The following is a 20,784-nucleotide window of genomic DNA, read 5'->3' on the forward strand; positions in this document are numbered from 1 at the left end:
AACCGCAGGCCCGCAGGTCCCGGTGGTCCCGTCAGGGAGACGTCAAGGCGGCGGCCGGGGGCGTATGGGATCCGTCAAGGGGCGAGCGGACGTGCGGGAGCCGGGGTTTGCTCGGAGGGGTCGTACGGCGTCCTCGAGCCCGGCACCGCGTTCGAGGCCCCGACCGGGCGCTGACCCGGAGGGCCGACCCCGTGACGGTGCGCTACCAGGACGTGAAAGACAATAGGGACATGGGACGCGGCAAGCTACGGATCTACCTCGGCGCGGCACCGGGCGTCGGCAAGACGTACGCCATGCTCTCCGAGGCCCACCGCCGGGTGGAGCGCGGCTCCGACGTGGTCGTCGGCTTCGTCGAGCACCACGGCCGGCCGCGCACCGAGACGATGCTGGCCGGGTTGGCGCAGGTCGAGCGGCGCACCCTGGAGCACCGGGGGGTGCCGTTCACGGAGATGGACGTGGACGCCGTGCTGGCCCGCCGGCCCGGCACCGTCCTGGTGGACGAGCTGGCGCACACCAACGTCCCCGGCTCGCGCAACCCCAAGCGCTGGCAGGACGTCGAGGAGCTGCTGCGGGCCGGGATCGACGTGGTCACCACCGTCAACATCCAGCACCTGGAATCACTCGGCGACGTGGTCGAGTCGATCACCGGGGTGCGCCAGCGCGAGACGGTGCCGGACGAGGTGGTGCGCCGGGCCGACCAGATCGAGCTGGTGGACATGTCGCCGCAGGCGCTGCGCCGGCGGATGGCGCACGGCAACATCTACCGGTCCGACAAGGTCGACGCGGCGCTGTCGAACTACTTCCGGCCCGGCAACCTCACCGCCCTGCGCGAGCTGGCGCTGCTGTGGGTGGCCGACCGGGCCGACGAGTACCTGCGGGAGTACCGGGGCCAGCACGGCATCCGCTCCACCTGGCAGGCCCGGGAGCGCATCGTGGTGGGGCTCACCGGCGGCCCGGAGGGACGTACCCTCATCCGCCGGGCCGCCCGGCTGGCCGAGAAGGGCGCCGGCGGGGAGGTGCTGGCCGTGTACGTGGCCGGCAGCGACGGCCTCACCGCCGCCTCGCCCAAGGAGCTCGCGGTGCAGCGGACCCTGGTCGAAGACCTGGGAGGAACGTTTCACCATGTGATCGGGGACGCGGTGCCCGAGGCGCTGCTGGAGTTCGCCCGCGGGGTCAACGCCACGCAGATCGTCCTCGGCTCCAGCCGCCGGCGGCCCTGGCAGTACATGTTCGGGCCCGGCGTGGGCATGACCGTGGCCCGTGACTCGGGGCCCGACCTCGACGTCCACATCGTCACCCACGAGGGCGTCGCCAAGGGCCGCAACCTGCCGGTCGCCGGGCTCACCCGGCTCGGCCGGACCCGGATCCTGGCCGGCTGGGTGGTCGGCGTCGGGCTGCCCACCGGCCTCGCGCTGCTGCTCACCCACATCGACGGCGACCTCGGTCTGGCCAACGACGTGCTGCTGTTCCTGGCCCTGACGGTCGCCGCGGCCCTGCTCGGCGGGCTGGTGCCGGCGCTCGCCTCGGCCGCCCTCTGCTCGCTGCTGCTGAACTGGTTCTTCACCCCGCCGGTGCACCGGCTGACCATCTCCGATCCCAAGAACATCCTGGCCATCGGGATCTTCTTCGCCGTCGGCGTCTCGGTGGCCTCGGTCGTCGACCTGGCCGCCCGCCGCACCCACCAGGCCGCCCGGCTGCGCGCCGAGTCCGAGATCCTTTCCTTCCTGGCCGGCAGCGTGCTGCGCGGCGAGGCGACCCTGGACGCCCTGCTGGAGCGGGTCCGGGAGACCTTCGCGATGGACTCGGTGGCGCTCCTGGAGCGGGCCGGGGAGGTCGAGCCCTGGGAGCCGGCGGGCAGCGTGGGGCCGGCCCCGGTCGGGCGGCCCGAGGACGCCGACGTGGACATGCCGATCGGGGAGAACATGGCCCTGGCCCTGTCCGGCCGGGTGCTGCCCGCCGAGGACCGGCGGGTGCTCGGCGCCTTCGCCGCCCAGGCCGCCGTGGTCCTCGACCGGCAGCGGCTGGTCGACGAGGCCGCCCGGTCCCGGGAGCTGGCGGAGGGCAACCGGATCCGCACCGCCCTGCTCGCCGCGGTCAGCCACGACCTGCGCACCCCGCTGGCCGGCATCAAGGCCTCGGTCTCCTCGCTGCGCTCCGACGACGTCGAGTGGTCCGAGGAGGACCGGGCCGCCCTCCTGGAAGGCATCGAGGAGGGCGCCGACCGGCTCGACCACCTGGTGGGCAACCTCCTGGACATGTCCCGGCTGCAGACCGGCACCGTCACCCCGCTCATCCGGGAGATCGACCTCGACGAGGTGGTCCCGATGGCCCTGGGCGGCGTACCCGAGGGCAGCGTCGGGCTGGACGTGCCCGAGACGCTGCCCATGGTCGCGGTCGACCCCGGGCTGCTGGAGCGGGCGGTGGCCAACGTCGTCGAGAACGCCGTCAAGTACAGCCCCGAGGGGCAGCGGGTGCAGGTCTCGGCCAGCGTGCTGGGCGAACGCGTCGAGGTACGGGTGGTCGACCGGGGCCCCGGCGTCCCCGACGAGGCCAAGGAACGGATCTTCGAACCCTTCCAGCGCTACGGGGACGCCCCGCGCGGGGCCGGGGTCGGCCTCGGCCTCGCGGTGGCCCGGGGCTTCGTGGAGGCCATGGGCGGCACCCTGCACACCGAGGACACCCCCGGCGGGGGCCTGACGATGGTGCTGACCCTGCGGGCCGTGCACAGTGACAGAACAGCGGTACGAGAGAAAGCAGGACGGCCATGACGCGGGTGCTCGTGGTGGACGACGAGCCGCAGATCGCACGGGCCCTGGTGATCAACCTCCGGGCCCGCAAGTACGAGGTCGACGCCGCCGCCGACGGGGCCGGGGCGCTCGAGCTGGCCGCGGCCCGCCACCCCGACGTGGTCGTCCTGGACCTCGGGCTGCCCGACATGGACGGCGTGGAGGTCATCAAGGGGCTGCGCGGCTGGACCCGGGTGCCGATCCTGGTCCTCTCCGCCCGGCACAGCTCGGACGAGAAGGTCGAGGCCCTGGACGCCGGCGCCGACGACTACGTCACGAAGCCCTTCGGGATGGACGAGCTGCTGGCCCGGCTGCGCGCCGCGGTCCGCCGGGCCGAGCCGGTGGCCGGCGCGGGCGGGGACGAGGTGCTGGTGGAGACCGCCGGCTTCACCGTCGACCTGGCGGCCAAGAAGGCCAGCCGGGACGGCCGGGACGTCCGCCTGACCCCGACCGAGTGGCACCTGCTGGAGGTCCTGGTCCGCAACAGCGGCCGGCTGGTCAGCCAGAAACAGCTCCTCCAGGAGGTCTGGGGGCCCTCCTACGGCACCGAGACCAACTACCTGCGGGTGTACATGGCCCAGCTGCGCCGCAAGCTCGAGGCGGACCCCTCGCACCCCCGGCACTTCATCACCGAGCCCGGCATGGGGTACCGCTTCGAGCGGTGATCCAGGAGGTGGGGGATACCACTACGAGAGGTGCGCGGGGCGCCGGTACGCTTCTTGTATGAGTGCTGTACCTCGTTCCGAGAAGCCCGCCAAACCCGCCGGGCGGTTCCGCCGGATGCTCGAGCGGCTGTCCACCTCCCAGGAGGAACTGCTCTCCGCCGAGCTCCAGGAGGACGCGGAGGCCGCGGGGTGCACCCGGATCGGCGACTGCCACGACCGGCAGATCGTCAAGGTGACTGGTACCTTGCGCACGGTCACCCTGCGACCGCGGGCCGGAGTGCCGGCCCTGGAGGCGGAGCTGTTCGACGGCTCCGCCGCCCTGGACGTGGTCTGGCTGGGCAGGCGTTCCATCGTCGGCATAGAACCGGGCCGCAAGATGATCGCCTCCGGACGGATCGCGATGAGCCACGGCCGCCGGGTGCTCTTCAACCCGAAGTACGAACTCCGACCGCTGGGACAGGAGCATTAGCCGGTGACGCCACTCGACAAGCAGGGAGCGGAGGGCCCCGCCGGGCCCTCGACCGCGGATGCCGAGGCCGATGCCCGGGCCGTGACCCAGGCCGCCCTCTTCGACGCCTTCGGCGGGATCCGGGGCACGCTGGAGACCATGCTGCCCGGCCTGCTCTTCGTCGGGATCTACACGGTCAACAAGGACCTCAAGTCCTCCGGCATCGCGGCGGTCGCGGTGGCGCTGGCGCTGGTCGTGGTCCGGCTGGTCCGCAAGGACACCGTCAAGCACGCCTTCAGCGGCGTCTTCGGCGTCGGCTTCGGCGTGGCCTTCGCCATGTTCACGGGCAACGCCAAGGACTTCTACCTGCCGGGCATGATCTACGGCGCCGGGCTCGGCGTCGCCTTCACGCTCTCCGCGCTGGTGGGCTTCCCGCTGCTCGGCGTGGTGCTGGGGCCGATCTTCAAGGAGAACCTCTCCTGGCGGACCCGCAACCCCGGCCGCAAGGCCGCGTACACCAAGGCCAGCCTGGCCTGGGGCCTGGTCTTCCTGGCCAAGTACGCGATCCTCTTCCCGCTGTACTGGTGGGGCGACACCACCAGCCTCGGCTGGGTGCTGATCGCGCTGAAGCTGCCGCCCATGGTGATCGCCGTGTACTTCACCTGGGTCTTCCTGGCGAAGGCCCCGCCGCCGATCGACGTCTTCGCGGAGATGGAGGCGGAGGAGCAGGCCGAGAAGGAGCGCAAGGCCGCCGCTGCCGCCCGGCACCACCAGGCGTAGTCCGCCGACGCGAGGGCCCCGGAACCGATCGGTTCCGGGGCCCTCGTCGTGCGCGTGGCGGGGCTCAGCCCCCGGCGCGCTCGGCGTTCAGCAGGTCCTCCAGCTGCTCCTCGCGGGCCTGGGCGGCCACGAAGAGGAGCTCGTCGCCGGCCTCCAGGGTCTCCTCCGGGTGCGGGGTGAGCACCCGGTTGCCGCGGATGATCGTGACCAGGGACGTGTCCTGCGGCCAGTTCACCTCGCTGATGCGGGTGCCGGCCATCGGGGACTCCGGCGGCAGGGTCAGCTCGACCAGGTTGGCGTCGCCGTGGCTGAAGCGCAGCAGGCGCACCAGGTCGCCGACGCTGACGGCCTCCTCGACCAGGGCCGACATCAGGCGCGGGGTGGAGACGGCGACGTCCACGCCCCAGGACTCGTTGAAGAGCCATTCGTTCTTCGGGTTGTTCACGCGGGCGACCACCCGCGGGACCCCGTACTCGGTCTTGGCCAGCAGCGAGACGACCAGGTTGACCTTGTCGTCACCGGTCGCGGCGATGACCACGTTGCAGCGCTGCAGCGCGGCCTCGTCCAGCGAGGTGATCTCGCAGGCGTCGGCCAGCAGCCACTCGGCCTGGGGCACCCGCTCCACCGAGATGGCGGTGGGCGCCTTGTCGACCAGCAGGACCTCGTGGCCGTTCTCCAGCAGCTCGCCCGCGATGGAGCGGCCGACGGCGCCGGCACCGGCGATGGCGACCCTCATGCGTGTGCCTCCTCGGGGCCCTGCGCGAAGGCCGCCTCGACCTTCTCGATCTCGTCCGTGCGCATCATCACGTGGACGAGGTCACCCTCCTGCAGCACGGTCTGGGAGGTCGGCAGCATCGCCTCGCCCAGCCGGGTGAGGAAGGCCACGCGGACGCCGGTCTCCTCCTGCAGCTTGCTGACCTTCTCGCCGATCCAGGCGGCGGAGGTGTGCACCTCGGCGAGCTGGACGCCGCCGCTGGGGTCCCGCCACAGCGGCTCGGCACCCGAGGGCAGCAGCCGGCGCAGCATCTGGTCGGCCGTCCAGCGGACGGTGGCCACCGTCGGGATGCCCAGGCGCTGGTAGACCTCGGCGCGTCGGGGGTCGTAGATACGGGCCGCGACGTTCTCCACGCCGAACATCTCGCGGGCCACCCGGGCCGCGATGATGTTGGAATTGTCACCACTGCTGACCGCGGCGAAGGCGCCCGCCTCTTCGATGCCGGCCTCGCGCAGGGTGTCCTGGTCGAAGCCGACGCCGGTCACGCGACGACCGCCGAAGCCCGATCCCAGCCGACGGAACGCGGTGGGGTCCTGGTCGACGACGGCGACCGTATGCCCCTGCTGCTCCAAGGTCTGCGCGAGAGCGGAGCCCACTCTTCCGCAGCCCATAATGACGATGTGCACGGCCGTCCTTCCGGCTGTCAATAGTTCCGGACCCAGTTCCGGACCCGGATGATCTTCCGGCCGGAGGGACCGGATGATCCTCTGGCTTCACAGGGTCTCAGACCGTGGCCCAAGCTACACACGCGCGGTCACCAGTGTGATGTCTTGTGCCGCGGCCGTGCGTAATTGGGGCGGGGTTCGGGTGGTGGTTGGTCAGCGCTGTTTTCGAACGCTTAACATCCTCTGCGTGTCCAAACTGACCGACGTGCCCAAACGGATCCTGATCGGCCGGGCCCTGCGCAGCGACCGCCTCGGTGAAACGCTCCTGCCGAAGCGCATCGCACTTCCCGTGTTCGCGTCCGACCCCCTGTCATCCGTGGCGTACGCCCCGGGAGAGGTCCTTCTGGTCCTCTCGATCGCGGGCGTGTCGGCGTACCACTTCAGCCCCTGGATCGCGGTGGCGGTCGTGGTGCTGATGTTCACGGTCGTGGCGTCCTACCGGCAGAACGTCCACGCCTACCCCAGCGGAGGCGGCGACTACGAGGTCGCCAACACCAACCTCGGGCCCAAGGCCGGCCTCACGGTCGCCAGCGCCCTCCTCGTCGACTACGTGCTGACCGTGGCGGTCTCCATCGCCTCCGGCGTCGAGAACCTCGGCTCCGCGGTGCATTTCGTCATCGAGCACAAGGTGCTCTGCGCGATCGCCATGATCCTGCTCCTCACACTGATGAACCTGCGCGGTGTGAAGGAGTCCGGAAAGCTCTTCGCGATTCCCACCTACGTCTTCGTCGCCGGTGTCTTCGTCATGATCGCCTGGGGCGCCTGGCGCGGACTGGTCCTCGACGACACCATGAAGGCGCCCACAGCCGATTTCGAGATCAAGGCGGAACACCAGGGCCTCGCCGGATTCGCGCTGGTCTTCCTGCTGCTCCGGGCCTTCTCCTCCGGCTGTGCCGCACTGACCGGCGTCGAGGCGATCAGCAACGGCGTCCCGGCCTTCCGCAAGCCCAAGAGCAAGAACGCCGCCACCACCCTCGCCCTCATGGGCGGGCTGGCCGTCACCATGTTCTGCGGCATCATCGCGCTGGCCATGAGCACGCACGTCCGGATGGCCGAGAAGCCGGCCACCGACCTGCTGCAGGGCGGCGTCCCGGTCGGTCCGACGTACGTCCAGAACCCGGTGATCTCCCAGGTCGCCGAGGCGGTCTTCGGCAAGGGCAGCTTCCTCTTCGTGGTGCTGGCCGCGGCCACCGCCCTGGTGCTCTTCCTGGCGGCCAACACCGCGTACAACGGCTTCCCGCTGCTCGGCTCGATCCTGGCCCAGGACCGCTACCTGCCGCGCCAGCTGCACACCCGCGGTGACCGGCTCGCCTTCTCCAACGGCATCGTGCTGCTCGCGGGCGCCGCGATCCTGCTGGTCTGGATCTACGACGCCGACTCGACCAAGCTGATCCAGCTCTACATCGTCGGCGTGTTCGTCTCCTTCACGCTCAGCCAGATCGGCATGGTCCGGCACTGGAACCGGCACCTGCGCAGCGAGACCGACCAGGCCAAGCGCCGCCACATGGTGCGCTCGCGGGCCATCAACGCCTTCGGCGCCACCTTCACCGGGCTGGTCCTGGTCGTCGTCCTGGCGACCAAGTTCACCCACGGCGCCTGGGTCGCCCTGCTGGGCATGCTGATCTTCTACGTCACCATGTCCGCGATCCGCCGGCACTACGACAAGGTCGCCAACGAGATCGCCGCCGCCGAGGAGCGCCCGGACGAGTACGTGCGGCCCTCCCGGGTGCACTCCGTCGTCCTGGTCTCCAAGCTGCACAAGCCCACCCTGCGGGCGCTGGCGTACGCCAAGCTGCTGCACGCCAACCAGCTCGAGGCGCTGAGCGTCAGCGTCGACCCGGCCGAGACCAAGGCCCTGCGGGCGGAGTGGGAGCGGCGCGGGATCGACGTCCCGCTCAAGGTCCTGGACTCGCCGTACCGCGAGATCACCCGCCCGGTGGTCGAGTACATCAAGGGCCTGCGCACCGAGAACCCGCGCGACGCCGTCAGCGTGTACATCCCGGAGTACGTGGTCGGCCACTGGTACGAGCACGTCCTGCACAACCAGAGCGCGCTGCGCCTCAAGGGCCGGCTGCTCTTCACGCCCGGTGTGATGGTCACCTCGGTGCCCTACCAGCTGGCCTCCTCCGAGGCGGCCAAGAAGCGCGCCAAGCGGCGCCAGGAGTGGAGCGCCCCGGGTGCGGTGCGCCGGGGTCCGGTGGACCAGCGGCGCAAGGAGCCGACGCAGAAGGGCTGACCTGCCCCGGCTTCGAGGTGAAGAAGAGCGGACGCGACCCGTCGTACACTGATGGGTCGCGTCCAGCGCGTCGTAGTGGTTTCCGGCAGTCTTTCCAGACGCAGTTTTCAGACTTGGAGTCGTCCCCGCCATGCAGAACGAGAAGCAGTCACTGGTCGGGGAGACGTACGAGGTCGAGGTCGGGCCCGTCGCGCACGGCGGCCACTGCATCGCGCGGACCGCCGACGGCCGGGTGCTGTTCGTCCGCCACGCCCTGCCGGGCGAGAAGGTGGTCGCGACGGTCACCGAGGGCGAGATCGACTCCCGCTTCCTGCGGGCGGACGCCACCGAGGTCCTGACCGCCTCCAAGGACCGGGTCCAGGCGCCGTGCAAGTTCGCCGGCCCCGGCAAGTGCGGCGGCTGCGACTGGCAGCACGCCAAGCCCGGCGCCCAGCGCCGCCTCAAGGGCGAGGTCGTCGCCGAGCAGCTGCAGCGGCTGGCCGGGCTGACCCCCGAGGAGGCCGGCTGGGACGGCACCGTGGCCCCCGCCGAGGGCGACAAGCTGCCGGCCGGCGAGGTCCCGCAGTGGCGCACCCGCGTCCAGTACGCCATCGACGAGGACGGCAACCCCGGCCTGCGCCGGCACCGCTCGCACGACATCGAGCTGATCGACCACTGCATGATCGCGGCGCCGGGCGTCAGCGAGCTGGGCATCGAGAAGCAGGACTGGCCCCAGATGGCCACCGTCGAGGCGATCGCCGCCTCCGGCTCCAGCGACCGCCAGGTCGTCCTCACCCCCCGTCCCGGCGGCCGGCTGCCGCTGGTCGAGCTGGACAAGCCGGTCTCGGTCCTGCGGGTCGAGGAGAAGGACGGCGGCGTGCACCGCGTCCACGGCCGCCCCTTCGTCCGCGAGCGGGCCGACGGCCGGACCTACCGCGTGGGCATGGGCGGCTTCTGGCAGGTGCACCCGCAGGCCGCGGACACCCTCATCAAGGCCGTCATGCAGGGCCTGATGCCGCGCAAGGGCGAGATGGCCCTCGACCTCTACTGCGGCGTCGGCATCTTCGCGGGCGCGCTGGCCGAGCGCCTGGGCGACACCGGAGCCGTCCTGGGCATCGAATCGACCAAGCGCGCGGTGGAGGACGCCCGGCACAACCTGGCCGACTTCCCGCGCGTCCGCATCGAGCAGGGCAAGGTCGAGGCGGTCCTCCCGCGGACCGGCATCACGGAGTGCGACCTGGTCGTCCTCGACCCCCCGCGCGCCGGCGCCGGCAAGCAGACCGTCCGCCACGTGGCCGGCCTCAACGCCCGCCGCATCGCCTACGTAGCCTGCGACCCGGCCGCCCTCGCCCGCGACCTCGCCTACTTCAAGGAAGCCGGCTACAAGCCCCGCACCCTGCGCGTCTTCGACCTGTTCCCGATGACGCACCATGTCGAGTGCGTGGCGATCCTGGAGCCGATCCGCGCCGAGGACTGAGCCGGGCGCCGGAGCCGGGCTGCTGCTCAGAGGTGTGAGGTGGCGGGCTCTCCGGGCCCGCCACCGGCCTGCTTCAGAAGAGCAGGCGCGCGACCGCCGTCAGCGTCGCCAGCACGAGGCTGGAGACGACACCGGCGGAGACGTCGATCAGGACCTTGCGGAACCAGACGCGACGCGCGGACTTGCACTCGGCTTCGTTCACGGGACACCACTCCACAGCTGTGAGTCGGAATGGTAGGGACGTCCTACCGGACCTCCGCCGACCCGCCGCACCCGCTGGGTGACGGCGACCACCACGGCTCATGGCTGTTGAGGGGATCGTGAACTCGCGTGTGCCCTCCGGGAAGGCCCGCAGCGCAGCCGCACTCTAGTGGAGCGGAGCGGTGTGCAGCCACCGGATTCGCCGGTACCCCACTGCTCGACCCCTGGCGAGAAGCCGTCGCTCCGTCCGCCTTGCCAGGCGCATGCCAAGGTACGGTGGCCGGCGGACAGAGGGGCCGAGAGTGGGGATGGGTGGGTTCATGGCGGGCGGGGGCACGTGGGCGGACCTGGAGGTCTTTTGGCCGGCCGACGAGATGGTGCGGAACCCGGATCGCGTGGTTCCCGAGATCATCAAGTGCTACGAAGGCGCCCACCCCAACGGGAGGCAGCCCTCGGCGGGGGACGTCGACTCATGGCGGGAGAGCGTCTACGAGGTCGCCACGGCCCTGACGAACCTCGGGCTCGGGCAGGTCTACGTGTTCGTGGAGTACCGGGTCCAGCAGGCGATGAACCCCATCGACGTGGTCCTGGCCGGTACCCATCCCGAGGGCGGGCACAGCTACGTCGCGCTCGAGCTGAAGCAGTGGCGCACGGTCATGCGCCCCGATCCGTCCCAGGGGACGGGTGGTCTCTGCACCGCATGCCGGGGTGATGCCGGGACCCTCTGCGGCGAATGCGCCCTCGACCGCGTGTACATGCCCGACTACGGGCGCCACAAGAAGCACCCCGCGGTACAGGTAATGGACAACCTGAACGCGCTGAAGCTCCATCACAGCATGTTCGACGACCGCTATGTGCACCTCGCCGGTGCCGCGTACCTGCACAATCTCAAGGACCCCGCGTCGCAGTGGATCGGCCGGGTCAAGCCAGTGGCGGACATCCCGACGTTCACCGCCCGCCAGCCTGCGGATCTCCGGGCCTTCCTGAAAGCCCGCTTCGAGCCGGCGGCGGACGCGGTGGCGGCTCAGGCGCTGCTCGACCGGCGGCGCACCACCGCGCTCCTGACGTCGGAGGCCGGGGCGATCGTCAACGGCCACACGCAGTTCAGCCTGGTCGAGAAGCAGCTCGAAGCGGTGAACAACATCATGGACGCCGTTCGCTCGCCGTCGCGCGGGGCGAAGAAGGTGTTCGTGGTCAGCGGTCGGGCCGGCACCGGTAAGTCCCTCCTCGCACTGACCTTGCTGGGCCAGGCGCACCGCGGAGGTTACGACGCGAAGTTCGTCTCGGGGGGCATCGCCTCCCGGGAGAACTTCAAACGCGGTGTCAGAGGCATGGGAAAGGCCTTTCCGACGCTGAACAAGGTCGCCGACGACGTCGCGGCCGACGAACTCGATCTGTTGCTGTGCGATGAAGCGCACCGGCTCACCGAGCGTCCGCAGACCGGTTCCTTCTCCATGCGGCCCGGTGAGTCCTCCGTTTCGGTGATCGTGACCCGAGCCAGGGTGCCGGTCTTCTTCGTCGACGGCGACCAGCGGCTGTTCGCCGAGGAGATCTGGTCAGAGCAGGAACTCATCGACGCGATATACGAGTTGAGGGCAGAGGTCGTGCCCATTCGGCTGGACCGGGCCTATCGCGCTGTGGGGAGTTCCACCTACGACGAATGGGTGAAACGTTTCCTCACGGGTGATCCGGTTCCGTGGCGTGCCGATGACGGCCAGGAACCGGAACCCTTCGAGCTGTACTACACGGACAGTGCCGCCCGGATGGAAGCGTTCCTGCAGTCCAAACTGGATGCGGAGTCGAGCGCCCGGATGAGCGCGGGAATGTGCTGGGAGTGGACCGACGACACGGGCACCGCACCGGACGTCGCTCCGGAGGAGGGGTGGGCCCGGCCGTGGAACGCGGGGGACAGCCACCGCACTCCCGGAGTGCCGAAGCGCCGCTTCTGGGCCACGGATCCCGGCGGCTTCGGCCAGATCGGCTGTGTCCACACGGCGCAGGGCCTGGAGTACGAGTGGGGCGGAGTGATCATGGGGGCCGATCTCACCTGGGCCGGGGACGCCTGGGTCGTGGATCGCGAGCATGTGCGGAGCAAGGCGCGCAGGGTCTCCTCCGACAAGGACCTGCTGGAGCGGATCCGCAACGCCTACGGGGTCCTGATGACCAGGTCGATCCGCGGCACGGTGCTGTACTCGGTGGACCCGGGCACCACGCGCCTCTTCGCCGACCTCGGGGTTCCGAGGTTGTGACCGCCACGCTCCCGGTCGCCGAGCGCTCAGGCGGTGGCGGGGGCGTCCTCTCTGGTGGGGTCCGGGGTCGGGAGGTCCCGGTGGGATTTGAGGGGGCCTCTCAAGAGGAGGAGGGGGGTGAGGGCGTTGGCGGTGTAGAGGAGGTAGAGGGCTTCCTTTGTGCCCAACGGGGTGGCTAGGGCGCCGGCTAGGAGGCTGCCTATGGGGATGGTGCCGTACATGACGAAGCGGATGGTGGAGCTTACGCGGCCGAGCATGTTCGGGGGGCAGTAGGCCTGGCGGAAGCTGACGATGATGACGTTGCCCGCGACCACGCTGGTCATCAGGGAGAACTCGCCTATCAGGAAGGTGAGGAGGCCGGCGCCGTCGGTGGTGAGGGGGATCAGGAGGCCGAAGGGGCTGCCGCAGAAGGCGCAGAGGAGGACGGCTCGGGCGGTGCCGAAGCGGCGGGCGAGGTGCGGGGAGAGGATCGCGCCCAGGACTCCGCCCAGCCCCGCCAGGGCGATCAGGACGCCGACCATCGTGCCGGGTACGCCCACCGTCCGGCTCAGGAAGAGGATGGTGAGCGCCTGGGCGCCGCCGAGGAAGAGGTTCATCGCCGCGTCGCAGAGCAGGATCGTGCGGAGGAACGGGTCCCGGGTGAGGAAGGCCACCCCCGCGCGGATCTCCGTCACCAATGACCGCTGGGTGGGAGCTGGTTCGGTGCCGCCCGGCGGGCTCTCCGGGGTGCGGATGCGGAGGAGGAGGGTGGCTGAGATCAGGAAGGTCAGGGCGTCGGCGAGGAGGCCGGCGGCGGCGGTGCCGGCCTGGGCCAAGGCGCCGCCCACGCCTGGGGCGGCCACCTCGGCCACCGATTCGCTGGTCTGGAGGCGGGCGTTGCCGTCGGCGAGTTGCTCGGCGGGCAGCAGGGTGGGGAGGTACGCGCTGTAGGCGGCGCGGAAGAAGACGTCGGCGGTGCCGGCCAGGACTGCCACCAGCATCAGTTGAGTGGTCGTCAGGGCGTCCAGCCAGACCGTCGCGGCCAGCGAGAGCATGAGCGCGGCCGACACCGCGTTGCACACGATCATCACCGGGCGGCGGCGCATCCGGTCGGTCCAGGCGCCCACGGGCAGTCCGAACAGCAGCCAGGGCACCCAGGCCGCGGCGCCCAGTACGCCCATCGTGAAGGGGCCCGCGTCCAGGGTGTCGACCGCGATCAGGGGCAGCAGCACCCGGGTGGCGGCGCTGCCGAACTGGCTCACGGACTCCCCGGCCCACAGCAGCCGGAAGTCCGGGCGGCGCAGTGCGCCGCGGCCGGCGGTCACCGGCGCACGCCCTGGGCCAGCAGCGCGGCGATCTCGGCGGCCGGCTTGGCCGCCATCATCTCGCCGTGCGCGCACGGTACTTCGTGGTGGGCGACCGGGCCGGTGACGTAGGGCTGCCACGCCTGCGGGCCGGGTGCGTCCGGCTCGTGGGCGGCGACGGCCAGGGTCACCGCGCCCCGGAACACCGCCGGGCGGTGGGCCGCGGCCAGCCGGTCGTGGTGGACGTAGGCCTCGCCCAGGGCGGCGACGGTCGCCCCGTCGAAGACCGACAGCGGGCCGTCCTCGGCGGCCGCTGCCGCCACCAGCCCCTCCAAGGTCAGCGGAGCCGCGCCCGCCTCCCCGCACTCCTCGCGCGGCGGATAGCCGAGCGATTCGAGCAGGTCCCGCAGCGGGTCCGGAGCCGGGTCGGCCGTCCCCTCGTCGAGGGGCGTCGGGTAGCCGTCCAGCAGGGTCAGGCCCGCCACTTCCGCGCCGGCGTTCTGGAGGGTGACGGCCACCGAGTGGGCGACCACGGCGCCGAAGGACCAGCCCAGGAGGTGGTACGGGCCGTCCGGCTGCACGGCGCGGATGCGGGCCGCGTACTCCGCGGCCATCTCCGCGACGGTGCCGGGGCGGGCGGCGGGCTCGCTCAGGGCGCGTGACTGGAGGGCGTGTACGGGCCACCGCGGGTCCAGGTGCTCGAGCAGCCCCCGGTACACCCAGCCGGTGCCGGCGCCGGGGTGGACGCAGAAGAGGGCGGGCACCCCGGGCGCGCCCGGGCGCAGCGTGACCAGCGGCGCCAGCGGGTCCGCGTCGCCGTGCGCGCCCCTGTCCCCGTGCACGCCCGCGTCCCCGTGGACGGACCCGTCCCCGCGCGGGACCGCGGCCCCGGAGCGGGCGGCGAGGGCGGCGACGGTGGGGGCGGCGAACAGGTCCTGGACGCCGAAGTCCTCGCCCAGTGCCTCGCGTACCCGGGCCATCAGGCGGGCCGCCAGCAGGGAGTGCCCGCCCAGGTCGAAGAAGCCGTCCTCGGCGCCCACCGCGTCCGCGGGCAGCCCCAGCACCTCCGCGAACAGGCCCGCCAGGACCTCCTCGCGGCGGCCGTGCGGCGCCCGGCCGTCCCGGCCCGCGCCGGGTTCCGGCGCGGGCAGCGCGGCCCGGTCGAGCTTGTCGTTCGGGGTGCGCGGGAAGGCGTCGAGCACCACGAAGGCCGAGGGCACCAGGTGCGCCGGGAGCGTCGCCGCGAGGTGCGCGCGCAGCTCCGCCGCGGTCACCGCGGAGCCGCCGGGGGCCGGTACCACGTACCCGACCAGCCGGTTCGTCCCGCCCGGGCCGTCGGTCCGGACGGTCACCGCGGCCCGGTCCACCCCGGGGGCCGCCGCGAGCGCGGCCTCGATCTCGCCGGGTTCGATGCGGAAGCCGCGGATCTTGACCTGGTCGTCGACGCGGCCGAGGTAGTCGATGCGGCCCTCGCGGTCCCAGCGGACCAGGTCGCCGGTGCGGTACATGCGGGCGCCGTCCTCGAAGGGGCAGGCCACGAACCGCTCCGCGGTGGTCCCCGGGCGCCGCAGGTAGCCCCGGGCCAGCCCGGCGCCGGCCAGGTACAGCTCGCCGGGGACGCCCGGGGCGACCGGGCGCAGCGCCGCGTCGAGCACGTAGGCGCGGGTGTTGGCGACGGGGCCGCCGACCAGCGGGCGCTCGCTGCGCGCGGTGTCCCACCACAGGGCGTCGACCGTGCACTCGGTGGGCCCGTACAGGTTGTAGGCGTGCATCCCCTCCGTGGCGCGCAAACGGGTCCACAGGGCCTCGCCGGCGGCCTCCCCGCCGATCAGTAGCAGCCGCGGCGGGGTGTCGAGCAGGCCCTCCTCGACCAGCTGCTCGGCGTGCGTGGGGGTGGTGTCGACGACGTCGAGGGCGGCGTCGGCGACGTGCCGGACGAAGGCGGCGGCGTCGCGGCGCACCGCGTCGCCGATCAGGTGCAGTTCGTGCCCCGCGACCATCCACATCAGGGCGTCCCAGGAGGCGTCGAAGGACAGCGAGGCCACCAGGGCCACCCGCAACTGCCTTCCGGAGGCGGCTCGTTCCGCCTCGGCCATGGTGTGGGCGCGGTGGAAGGCGTACAGGTTGCGCAGTGCCGCGTGGTCGACGACCACGCCCTTGGGCCGGCCCGTGGATCCCGAGGTGTATACGACGTACGCCGCGTCGCCCGGCCGGATCCGCGGCAGCGGCCCGGTGCCGGGCCCGGCCACCTCGTCGGCCGGGATGTCGTCCGGTACGTCGGTGAGGACGAGCGGGACCCCGGGACCCGCGGGCGGCAGCAGCGGGGCGGTCGCGGAGTCCGTGACCAGCAGCGCCGGCGCGGAGTCGGCCAGCATGTGCGCGATCCGGTCGGCCGGGTAGCCGGTGTCCACCATGACGAAGGCCGCACCGGCCTTGAGGACGGCCAGGATCGCGGCCACCGCCGCCGGGGAGCGCGGCAGGGCGACGGCCACCACCCGCTCCGGACCCGCCCCGTCCCGGACCAGGCGCCGGGCGAGCCGGTCCGACCAGGCGTCCAGGGCGGCGAAGCCGATCCGCTCGGCGCCGTGCACCAGCGCGGTGGCGTCCGGGGTACGGGCGGCCCGGGCCGCGAACAGCTCGGGCACGGTGGCCGCCGGCACCGGCAGCGCGGTGTCGTTCCACTCGGTGAGCACCCGCCGGCGGACCGCGGGGGTCAGCGGGTCGGCGGCGCCGACCGGCAGCTCCGGCGCCTCGGCGAGCAGCCGGACCGTCCGCTCCAGGGCCGCGGCCAGCTCCTCGACGGTGGTGTGGTCGAACAGCTCGGCCGCGTACTCGAGGAAGCCGGCGATCCCGGCGGGGCGGCCCTCGGCGTCCCGGCGCTCCTGGACGTCCAGCGTCAGGTCGAACTGGGCGACGTCGAAGCGGAACGGCTCGGGGCGGACCTCCAGGCCGGCCAGCGCGGGCGTCCCGTCCTCGCCGTCCTGGACCTGGAGGAGCACCTGGAAGAGCGGGTGGCGGGCGAGGGAGCGGGCCGGGTTGACCGCCTCCACGACCCGCTCGAAGGGCACGTCCTGGTGCTCGTACGCGGCGAGGTCGGCCTCCCGGACCCGGCTCAGGAGTTCGGCGAAGCTCGGGTCGCCCGAGACGTCGGTGCGCAGCACCAGGGTGTTGACGAAGAAGCCCACGAGGTCGTCCAGGGCCTCGTCGGTACGGCCCGCGACGGGCGTGCCGATCGGTACGTCGGTACCCGCGCCGAGCCGGGACAGGGTCACGGCCAGCGCCGCCTGCACCACCATGAAGAGGGTGCAGCCGTGCGCGCGGGCCAGGTCCAGCAGCCGGCCGTGCAGGTCCGCGTCCAGCGCGACCGGGACGGAGCCGCCCGCGAAGTCCGCCACCGCCGGGCGCGGCCGGTCGTAGGGCAGCGCCAGCTCGGCCGGGGCGCCGGCCAGCGCGCCGGTCCAGAAGGCGAGTTGGCGGGAGAGCCGGCTCGCGGGGTCGTCCTGCGCGCCGAGGAGTTCCCGCTGCCAGAGCGTGTAGTCGGCGTACTGCACCGGCAGTGGTTCGAAGGCGGGTGCGGCGCCCGCGCTCCGGGCGGCGTACGCCTGGGACAGGTCGCGGAACAGCGGCCCCCAGGACCAGCCGTCGAGCGCGATGTGGTGCACCACCAGGGCCAGTACCCACTCCTGCGGACCGGCCGCGAGGAGGGCCGCCCGCACGGGGGGCGCCGCGGCCAGGTCGAACGGGCGGGCCAGCAGGGCGTCCAGGGCGCCGGCGGTCCCCTCGGGACCGCACTCCACCAGGTCCAGGGGCACGCCGCCGCCGGCGGGCAGCACCCGCTGGTACGGCTCGCCCGCCGTCTCCGGGAAGACCGTGCGCAGGGCCTCGTGCCGGTCGGTGACGTCCGCCAGCGCCGCGGCCAGCGCCGCGGGGTCCAGCGGGCCGCGCAGCCGGAGGGCGAACGGGCAGTGGTAGCCGGCGGACTGGCCCGCCCGGCTCAGGAACCACAGCCGGCGCTGGGCGGCCGACAGCGGCGGGGCCGGCGGCCGCACCGCGGCCGCGGTCAGGGCCGGGCGGCCCTCGCCGGCGGCGGGGTCCTGCGCCAGGCAGGCGGCCAGCCCGGCCACCGTCGGGTGCTGGAACAGCTGGCGGATGCCCAGGTCGCCGCCGAGGGCGGTACGGATGCGGGAGAGCAGCCGGGTCGCGAGCAGCGAGTGGCCGCCCAGCTCGAAGAAGCTGTCCTCGGCGCCCACCGACGCCAGCCCCAGCACCTGGGCGAACTGCTCGGCGAGCAGCTGCTCGAGGGGCCCGCGCGGGGCCCGCGAGGAGAGCAGCGCGCCGAAGTCCGGCGCGGGCAGCGCGGCCCGGTCCAGCTTGCCGTTCCGGTTCATCGGGAAGGCCTCCAGGGCCACGAAGGCCGAGGGCACCATGTGGTCCGGCAGCAGGGCGGCGAGCCGGCCGCGCAGCACGCCCGGCTCGGCGACCCGGCCCGCGGCCGCCACCACGTACGCCACCAGGCGCTTGCCGGCCGGGCCGCCGTCCCGGGCGAGCACCGCGGCCTGCGCCACCTCCGGGCAGGACCGCAGGGCGGCTTCGATCTCGCCGGGTTCGATGCGGAAGCCGCGGATCTTGACCTGGTCGTCGGCGCGGCCGAGGTAGTCGATGCGGCCCTCGCGGTCCCAGCGGACCAGGTCGCCGGTGCGGTACATGCGGGCGCCGTCCTCGAAGGGGCAGGCCACGAAGCGGCCCGCGGTGAGCGAGGGGCGGTTCAGGTAGCCGCGGGCCAGGCTCGGTCCGGCCAGGTACAGCTCGCCGGGGACGCCCGGGGCGACCGGCCGCAGCCCGGAGTCGAGCACGTACGCCCGGGTGTTGGCGAGCGGGCGGCCCACCAGCGGCGCCTCGCTGAGGGCGGCGTCCCACCAGAGGGTGTCCACGCTGCACTCGGTGGGCCCGTACAGGTTGTGGCAGAGCATCCCCTCGGCCTCCCGGACCCGCGTCCACAGGGCCGCGCCGGCCGCCTCCCCGCCGAGCAGCAGCACCTTGGGCCGGTGCACGGGGTCGTCCAGCAGGCCCTCCTCGACGAGCTGTTCGGCGTAGGTCGGGGTGACGTCGAGGGCGTCGATGCCGGCCCGGGCGATGTGCCGGACCAGCGCGGCCGCGTCGCGGCGGGTGTCGTCGTCGACGAGGTGCAGCTCGTGGCCGGCCACCATCCACAGCAGCCCCTCCCACGACGTGTCGAAGGACAGCGCGGCCGTCAGGGCCATGCGCATCCGGCGCCCGCCGTGCAGCTCCTCGGCGCGGGCGATGACCCCGGCGCGGTGGAAGGCGTAGAGGTTGCGCAGCCCCGCGTGGTCGATGACCACGCCCTTGGGCTCGCCGGTCGACCCGGAGGTGTGGATGACGTACGCGGCGCCGCCGGGCAGGATCCGGCGGCCCGGGACGGGGCCGCGGGCGCCCGCCGGGACCGGGCCCGGCGCGTCCACCAGCACGCGGCGGGCGCCGGTGTCCGGGAGGCCCGGAGCGGTCGCGGCGTCGGTGACGACGGTGGTCGTGGTGCCCAGCAGCCGGGCGATCCGCTCGGCCGGGTAGTCGGTGTCGACGGGCACGAAGGCGGCGCCGGACTTGAGCACCGCGAGCAGCGCCACGACGGAGTCGGCGGACCGGGGCAGGGCCAGGGCGACCAGGTGCTCCGGGCCGACCCCGTGCCCGGCCAGCCGGTGCGCCAGCGCGTCGGCGCGGGCGTCGAGTTCGGCGAAGGTCAGTGCGGTGTCCCGGAAGACCAGGGCCGTCGCGTCGGGGGTGCGGGCGGCCCGCTCCTCGAACAGCTCGGGCAGGGTCCCGGCGGGCACCGGTGCGGCCGTGTCGTTCCAGCCGGTCAGGACCAGCGCGCGCTGCTCGGCGGAGAGCGGGTCGGCGAGCCCGACGGGGGCCGCGGGGTCGGCGGCCAGGCGCGCCAGCACCCGGGCCAGGGCGGTCCCGAGGTCTTCGGCGGTGGCCCGGTCGAACAGGTCCGTGGCGTACTCCAGGGCGCCGCCGACGCCGGCCGGGGCGCCCGCCGGGTCCCACCGCTCCTGGAAGTCCGCGGTGAGGTCGAACTTGGCGACGTCCCAGGCGGCGGACTGCTCCGCGCACTCCAGGCCGGGCAGGGCGAAGGCCGGACCGGCGCCGCCGTCCAGGGTCATCATCACCTGGAAGAGCGGGTGCCGGGCCAGGGACCGCTCGGGGTTGACCGCCTCGACGACCTGCTCGAAGGGCACGTCCTGGTGCTCGAAGGCGGCCAGGTCGGTTTCGCGGACGCGGTGGAGGAGTTCGGTGAAGGTGGGGTCGCCGGTGAGGTCGGTGCGCAGGACGAGGGTGTTGACGAAGAAGCCGACGAGGTCGTCGAGTGCTTCGTCGGTGCGGCCGGCGACGACGGTGCCGATGGGGAGGTCGGTGCCGGCTCCCAGGCGGGAGAGGAGGACGGCGAGGCCGGCCTGGAGGACCATGAAGAGGGTGCAGTCGTGTTCCCGGGCCAGCTCCAGGAGCCGTCGGTGCAACTCCGCGTCCAGCTCCAGCGGGACGGACCCGCCGGCGAAGCTCGCCACCTGCGGGCGCGGCCGGTCGGCGGGCAGCGGCAGTTCGGCCGGGGTGCCGGCCAGTTCCCGCTTCCAGAAGGCCAGTTGCTCGGCGAGCAGGCTCTCCGGGTCGTCCTCCGCGCCCAGCAGCTCGCGCTGCCACAGCGTGTAGTCCCGGTACTGCACCGGCAGCGGTTCGAACTCGGGCGCCGTGCCCGCGCAGCGGGCGGCGTAGGCGGTGGCCAGGTCGGTCAGGAGCGGACCCCAGGACCAGCCGTCGGTGGCGATGTGGTGGATCACCAGTGCCAGCACCCACTCCTCGTCGCCCAGCGCGAAGAGGCGGGCCCGCACCGGGAGTTCGGTGGTGAGGTCGAAGACGTGCCCGGCCTCGGCGGCCAGCGCGGCGGCGAGCTCCGCCTCGCCGAGGCGGACCACCGGCAGCTCCGGTGCCCGGTCGGTGACCTGCTGCACGGGCTCGCCGTCCACCTCGGGGAAGACCGTACGCAGCACCTCGTGCCGCCCGGTTAGGTCGCCGAGGGCCGCGGCCAGCACCCGCGGGTCCAGCGGACCGCGCAGCCGGGTGGTCAGCGGGCAGTTGTACGCGGCGCCGGTATCGCCGAGCTGGTTGAGGAACCACAGCCGCCGCTGGGCGAACGAAACGGGAAACACGGGACCTCCAGGGACGTGCG

General features: G+C 73.0%; 12 protein-coding genes. 7 read left to right on the top strand and 5 right to left on the bottom strand.

The genetic code is table 11. The features are described from left to right. The first annotated feature begins 230 nt into the window (after positions 1-230). The 4 genes from AB0O40_RS12790 to AB0O40_RS12805 are packed head-to-tail and all read left to right on the top strand — an operon-like array spanning position 231 to position 4,679. On the top strand, positions 231-2,768 hold the full coding sequence (locus tag AB0O40_RS12790; protein ID WP_365039198.1) for a sensor histidine kinase KdpD: 2,538 nt from the start codon (positions 231-233) through the stop codon (positions 2,766-2,768). Next, positions 2,765-3,451 carry a response regulator gene (locus AB0O40_RS12795; protein WP_365039201.1) on the top strand — a complete coding sequence of 229 codons (687 nt, stop codon included), beginning with the start codon at positions 2,765-2,767 and terminating at the stop codon, positions 3,449-3,451. Before AB0O40_RS12790 ends, AB0O40_RS12795 begins: the two co-directional genes overlap by 4 nt. Positions 3,452-3,509: 58 nt before the next feature. Beyond that, positions 3,510-3,920: an OB-fold nucleic acid binding domain-containing protein gene (locus AB0O40_RS12800; protein ID WP_365039204.1), complete on the top strand. Its 411-nt coding sequence runs from the start codon at positions 3,510-3,512 to the stop codon at positions 3,918-3,920. A gap of 3 nt (positions 3,921-3,923) precedes the next feature. Beyond that, complete coding sequence (locus AB0O40_RS12805) at positions 3,924-4,679, top strand: DUF3159 domain-containing protein (RefSeq protein WP_365039207.1); 756 nt, start codon at positions 3,924-3,926, stop codon at positions 4,677-4,679. 64 nt (positions 4,680-4,743) lie between these two features. Here AB0O40_RS12805 and AB0O40_RS12810 read toward each other — a convergent pair whose 3' ends face one another. Both AB0O40_RS12810 and AB0O40_RS12815 read right to left on the bottom strand, forming a co-directional pair. Further along, complete coding sequence (locus AB0O40_RS12810; RefSeq protein WP_365039210.1) at positions 4,744-5,415, bottom strand: TrkA family potassium uptake protein; 672 nt, start codon at positions 5,413-5,415, stop codon at positions 4,744-4,746. Continuing rightward, positions 5,412-6,080, bottom strand: coding sequence for a TrkA family potassium uptake protein (locus AB0O40_RS12815; protein WP_365039212.1), 669 nt, complete (start codon positions 6,078-6,080; stop codon positions 5,412-5,414). The genes AB0O40_RS12810 and AB0O40_RS12815 overlap by 4 nt, the downstream gene beginning before the upstream one ends. A 226-nt stretch (positions 6,081-6,306) precedes the next feature. On the opposite strand from AB0O40_RS12815, the gene AB0O40_RS12820 reads away from it, so the two are divergent. Both AB0O40_RS12820 and AB0O40_RS12825 read left to right on the top strand, forming a co-directional pair. Further along, positions 6,307-8,355 (top strand): APC family permease, encoded by a 2,049-nt coding sequence (locus tag AB0O40_RS12820; RefSeq protein ID WP_365039215.1) that lies wholly within the window; start codon positions 6,307-6,309, stop codon positions 8,353-8,355. A gap of 130 nt (positions 8,356-8,485) precedes the next feature. Then, on the top strand, positions 8,486-9,811 hold the full coding sequence (locus AB0O40_RS12825) for a TRAM domain-containing protein (protein WP_365039218.1): 1,326 nt from the start codon (positions 8,486-8,488) through the stop codon (positions 9,809-9,811). A 73-nt stretch (positions 9,812-9,884) separates the two neighbouring features. Here the strand turns inward: AB0O40_RS12825 and AB0O40_RS12830 are convergent, their stop codons facing one another. After that, positions 9,885-10,013, bottom strand: coding sequence for a DUF6408 family protein (locus tag AB0O40_RS12830; RefSeq protein ID WP_365039220.1), 129 nt, complete (start codon positions 10,011-10,013; stop codon positions 9,885-9,887). Positions 10,014-10,320: 307 nt separating this feature from the next. Here AB0O40_RS12830 and AB0O40_RS12835 point away from each other — a divergent pair, with 307 nt between their 5' ends. Next, positions 10,321-12,261 carry a DNA/RNA helicase domain-containing protein gene (locus AB0O40_RS12835; RefSeq protein ID WP_365039223.1) on the top strand — a complete coding sequence of 647 codons (1,941 nt, stop codon included), beginning with the start codon at positions 10,321-10,323 and terminating at the stop codon, positions 12,259-12,261. Between the two features lie 26 nt (positions 12,262-12,287). On the opposite strand, the gene AB0O40_RS12840 is transcribed toward AB0O40_RS12835, so the two are convergent. Further along, complete coding sequence (locus tag AB0O40_RS12840; RefSeq protein WP_365039226.1) at positions 12,288-13,565, bottom strand: MFS transporter; 1,278 nt, start codon at positions 13,563-13,565, stop codon at positions 12,288-12,290. Next, entirely contained in the window at positions 13,562-20,764 is a 7,203-nt protein-coding gene (locus AB0O40_RS12845; protein ID WP_365039229.1) for an amino acid adenylation domain-containing protein, read from the bottom strand. The genes AB0O40_RS12840 and AB0O40_RS12845 overlap by 4 nt, the downstream gene beginning before the upstream one ends. Positions 20,765-20,784: the final 20 nt, after the last annotated feature.

This window comes from Streptomyces sp. NPDC089919 (assembly GCF_040684615.1).
Classification (GTDB): domain Bacteria; phylum Actinomycetota; class Actinomycetes; order Streptomycetales; family Streptomycetaceae; genus Streptomyces.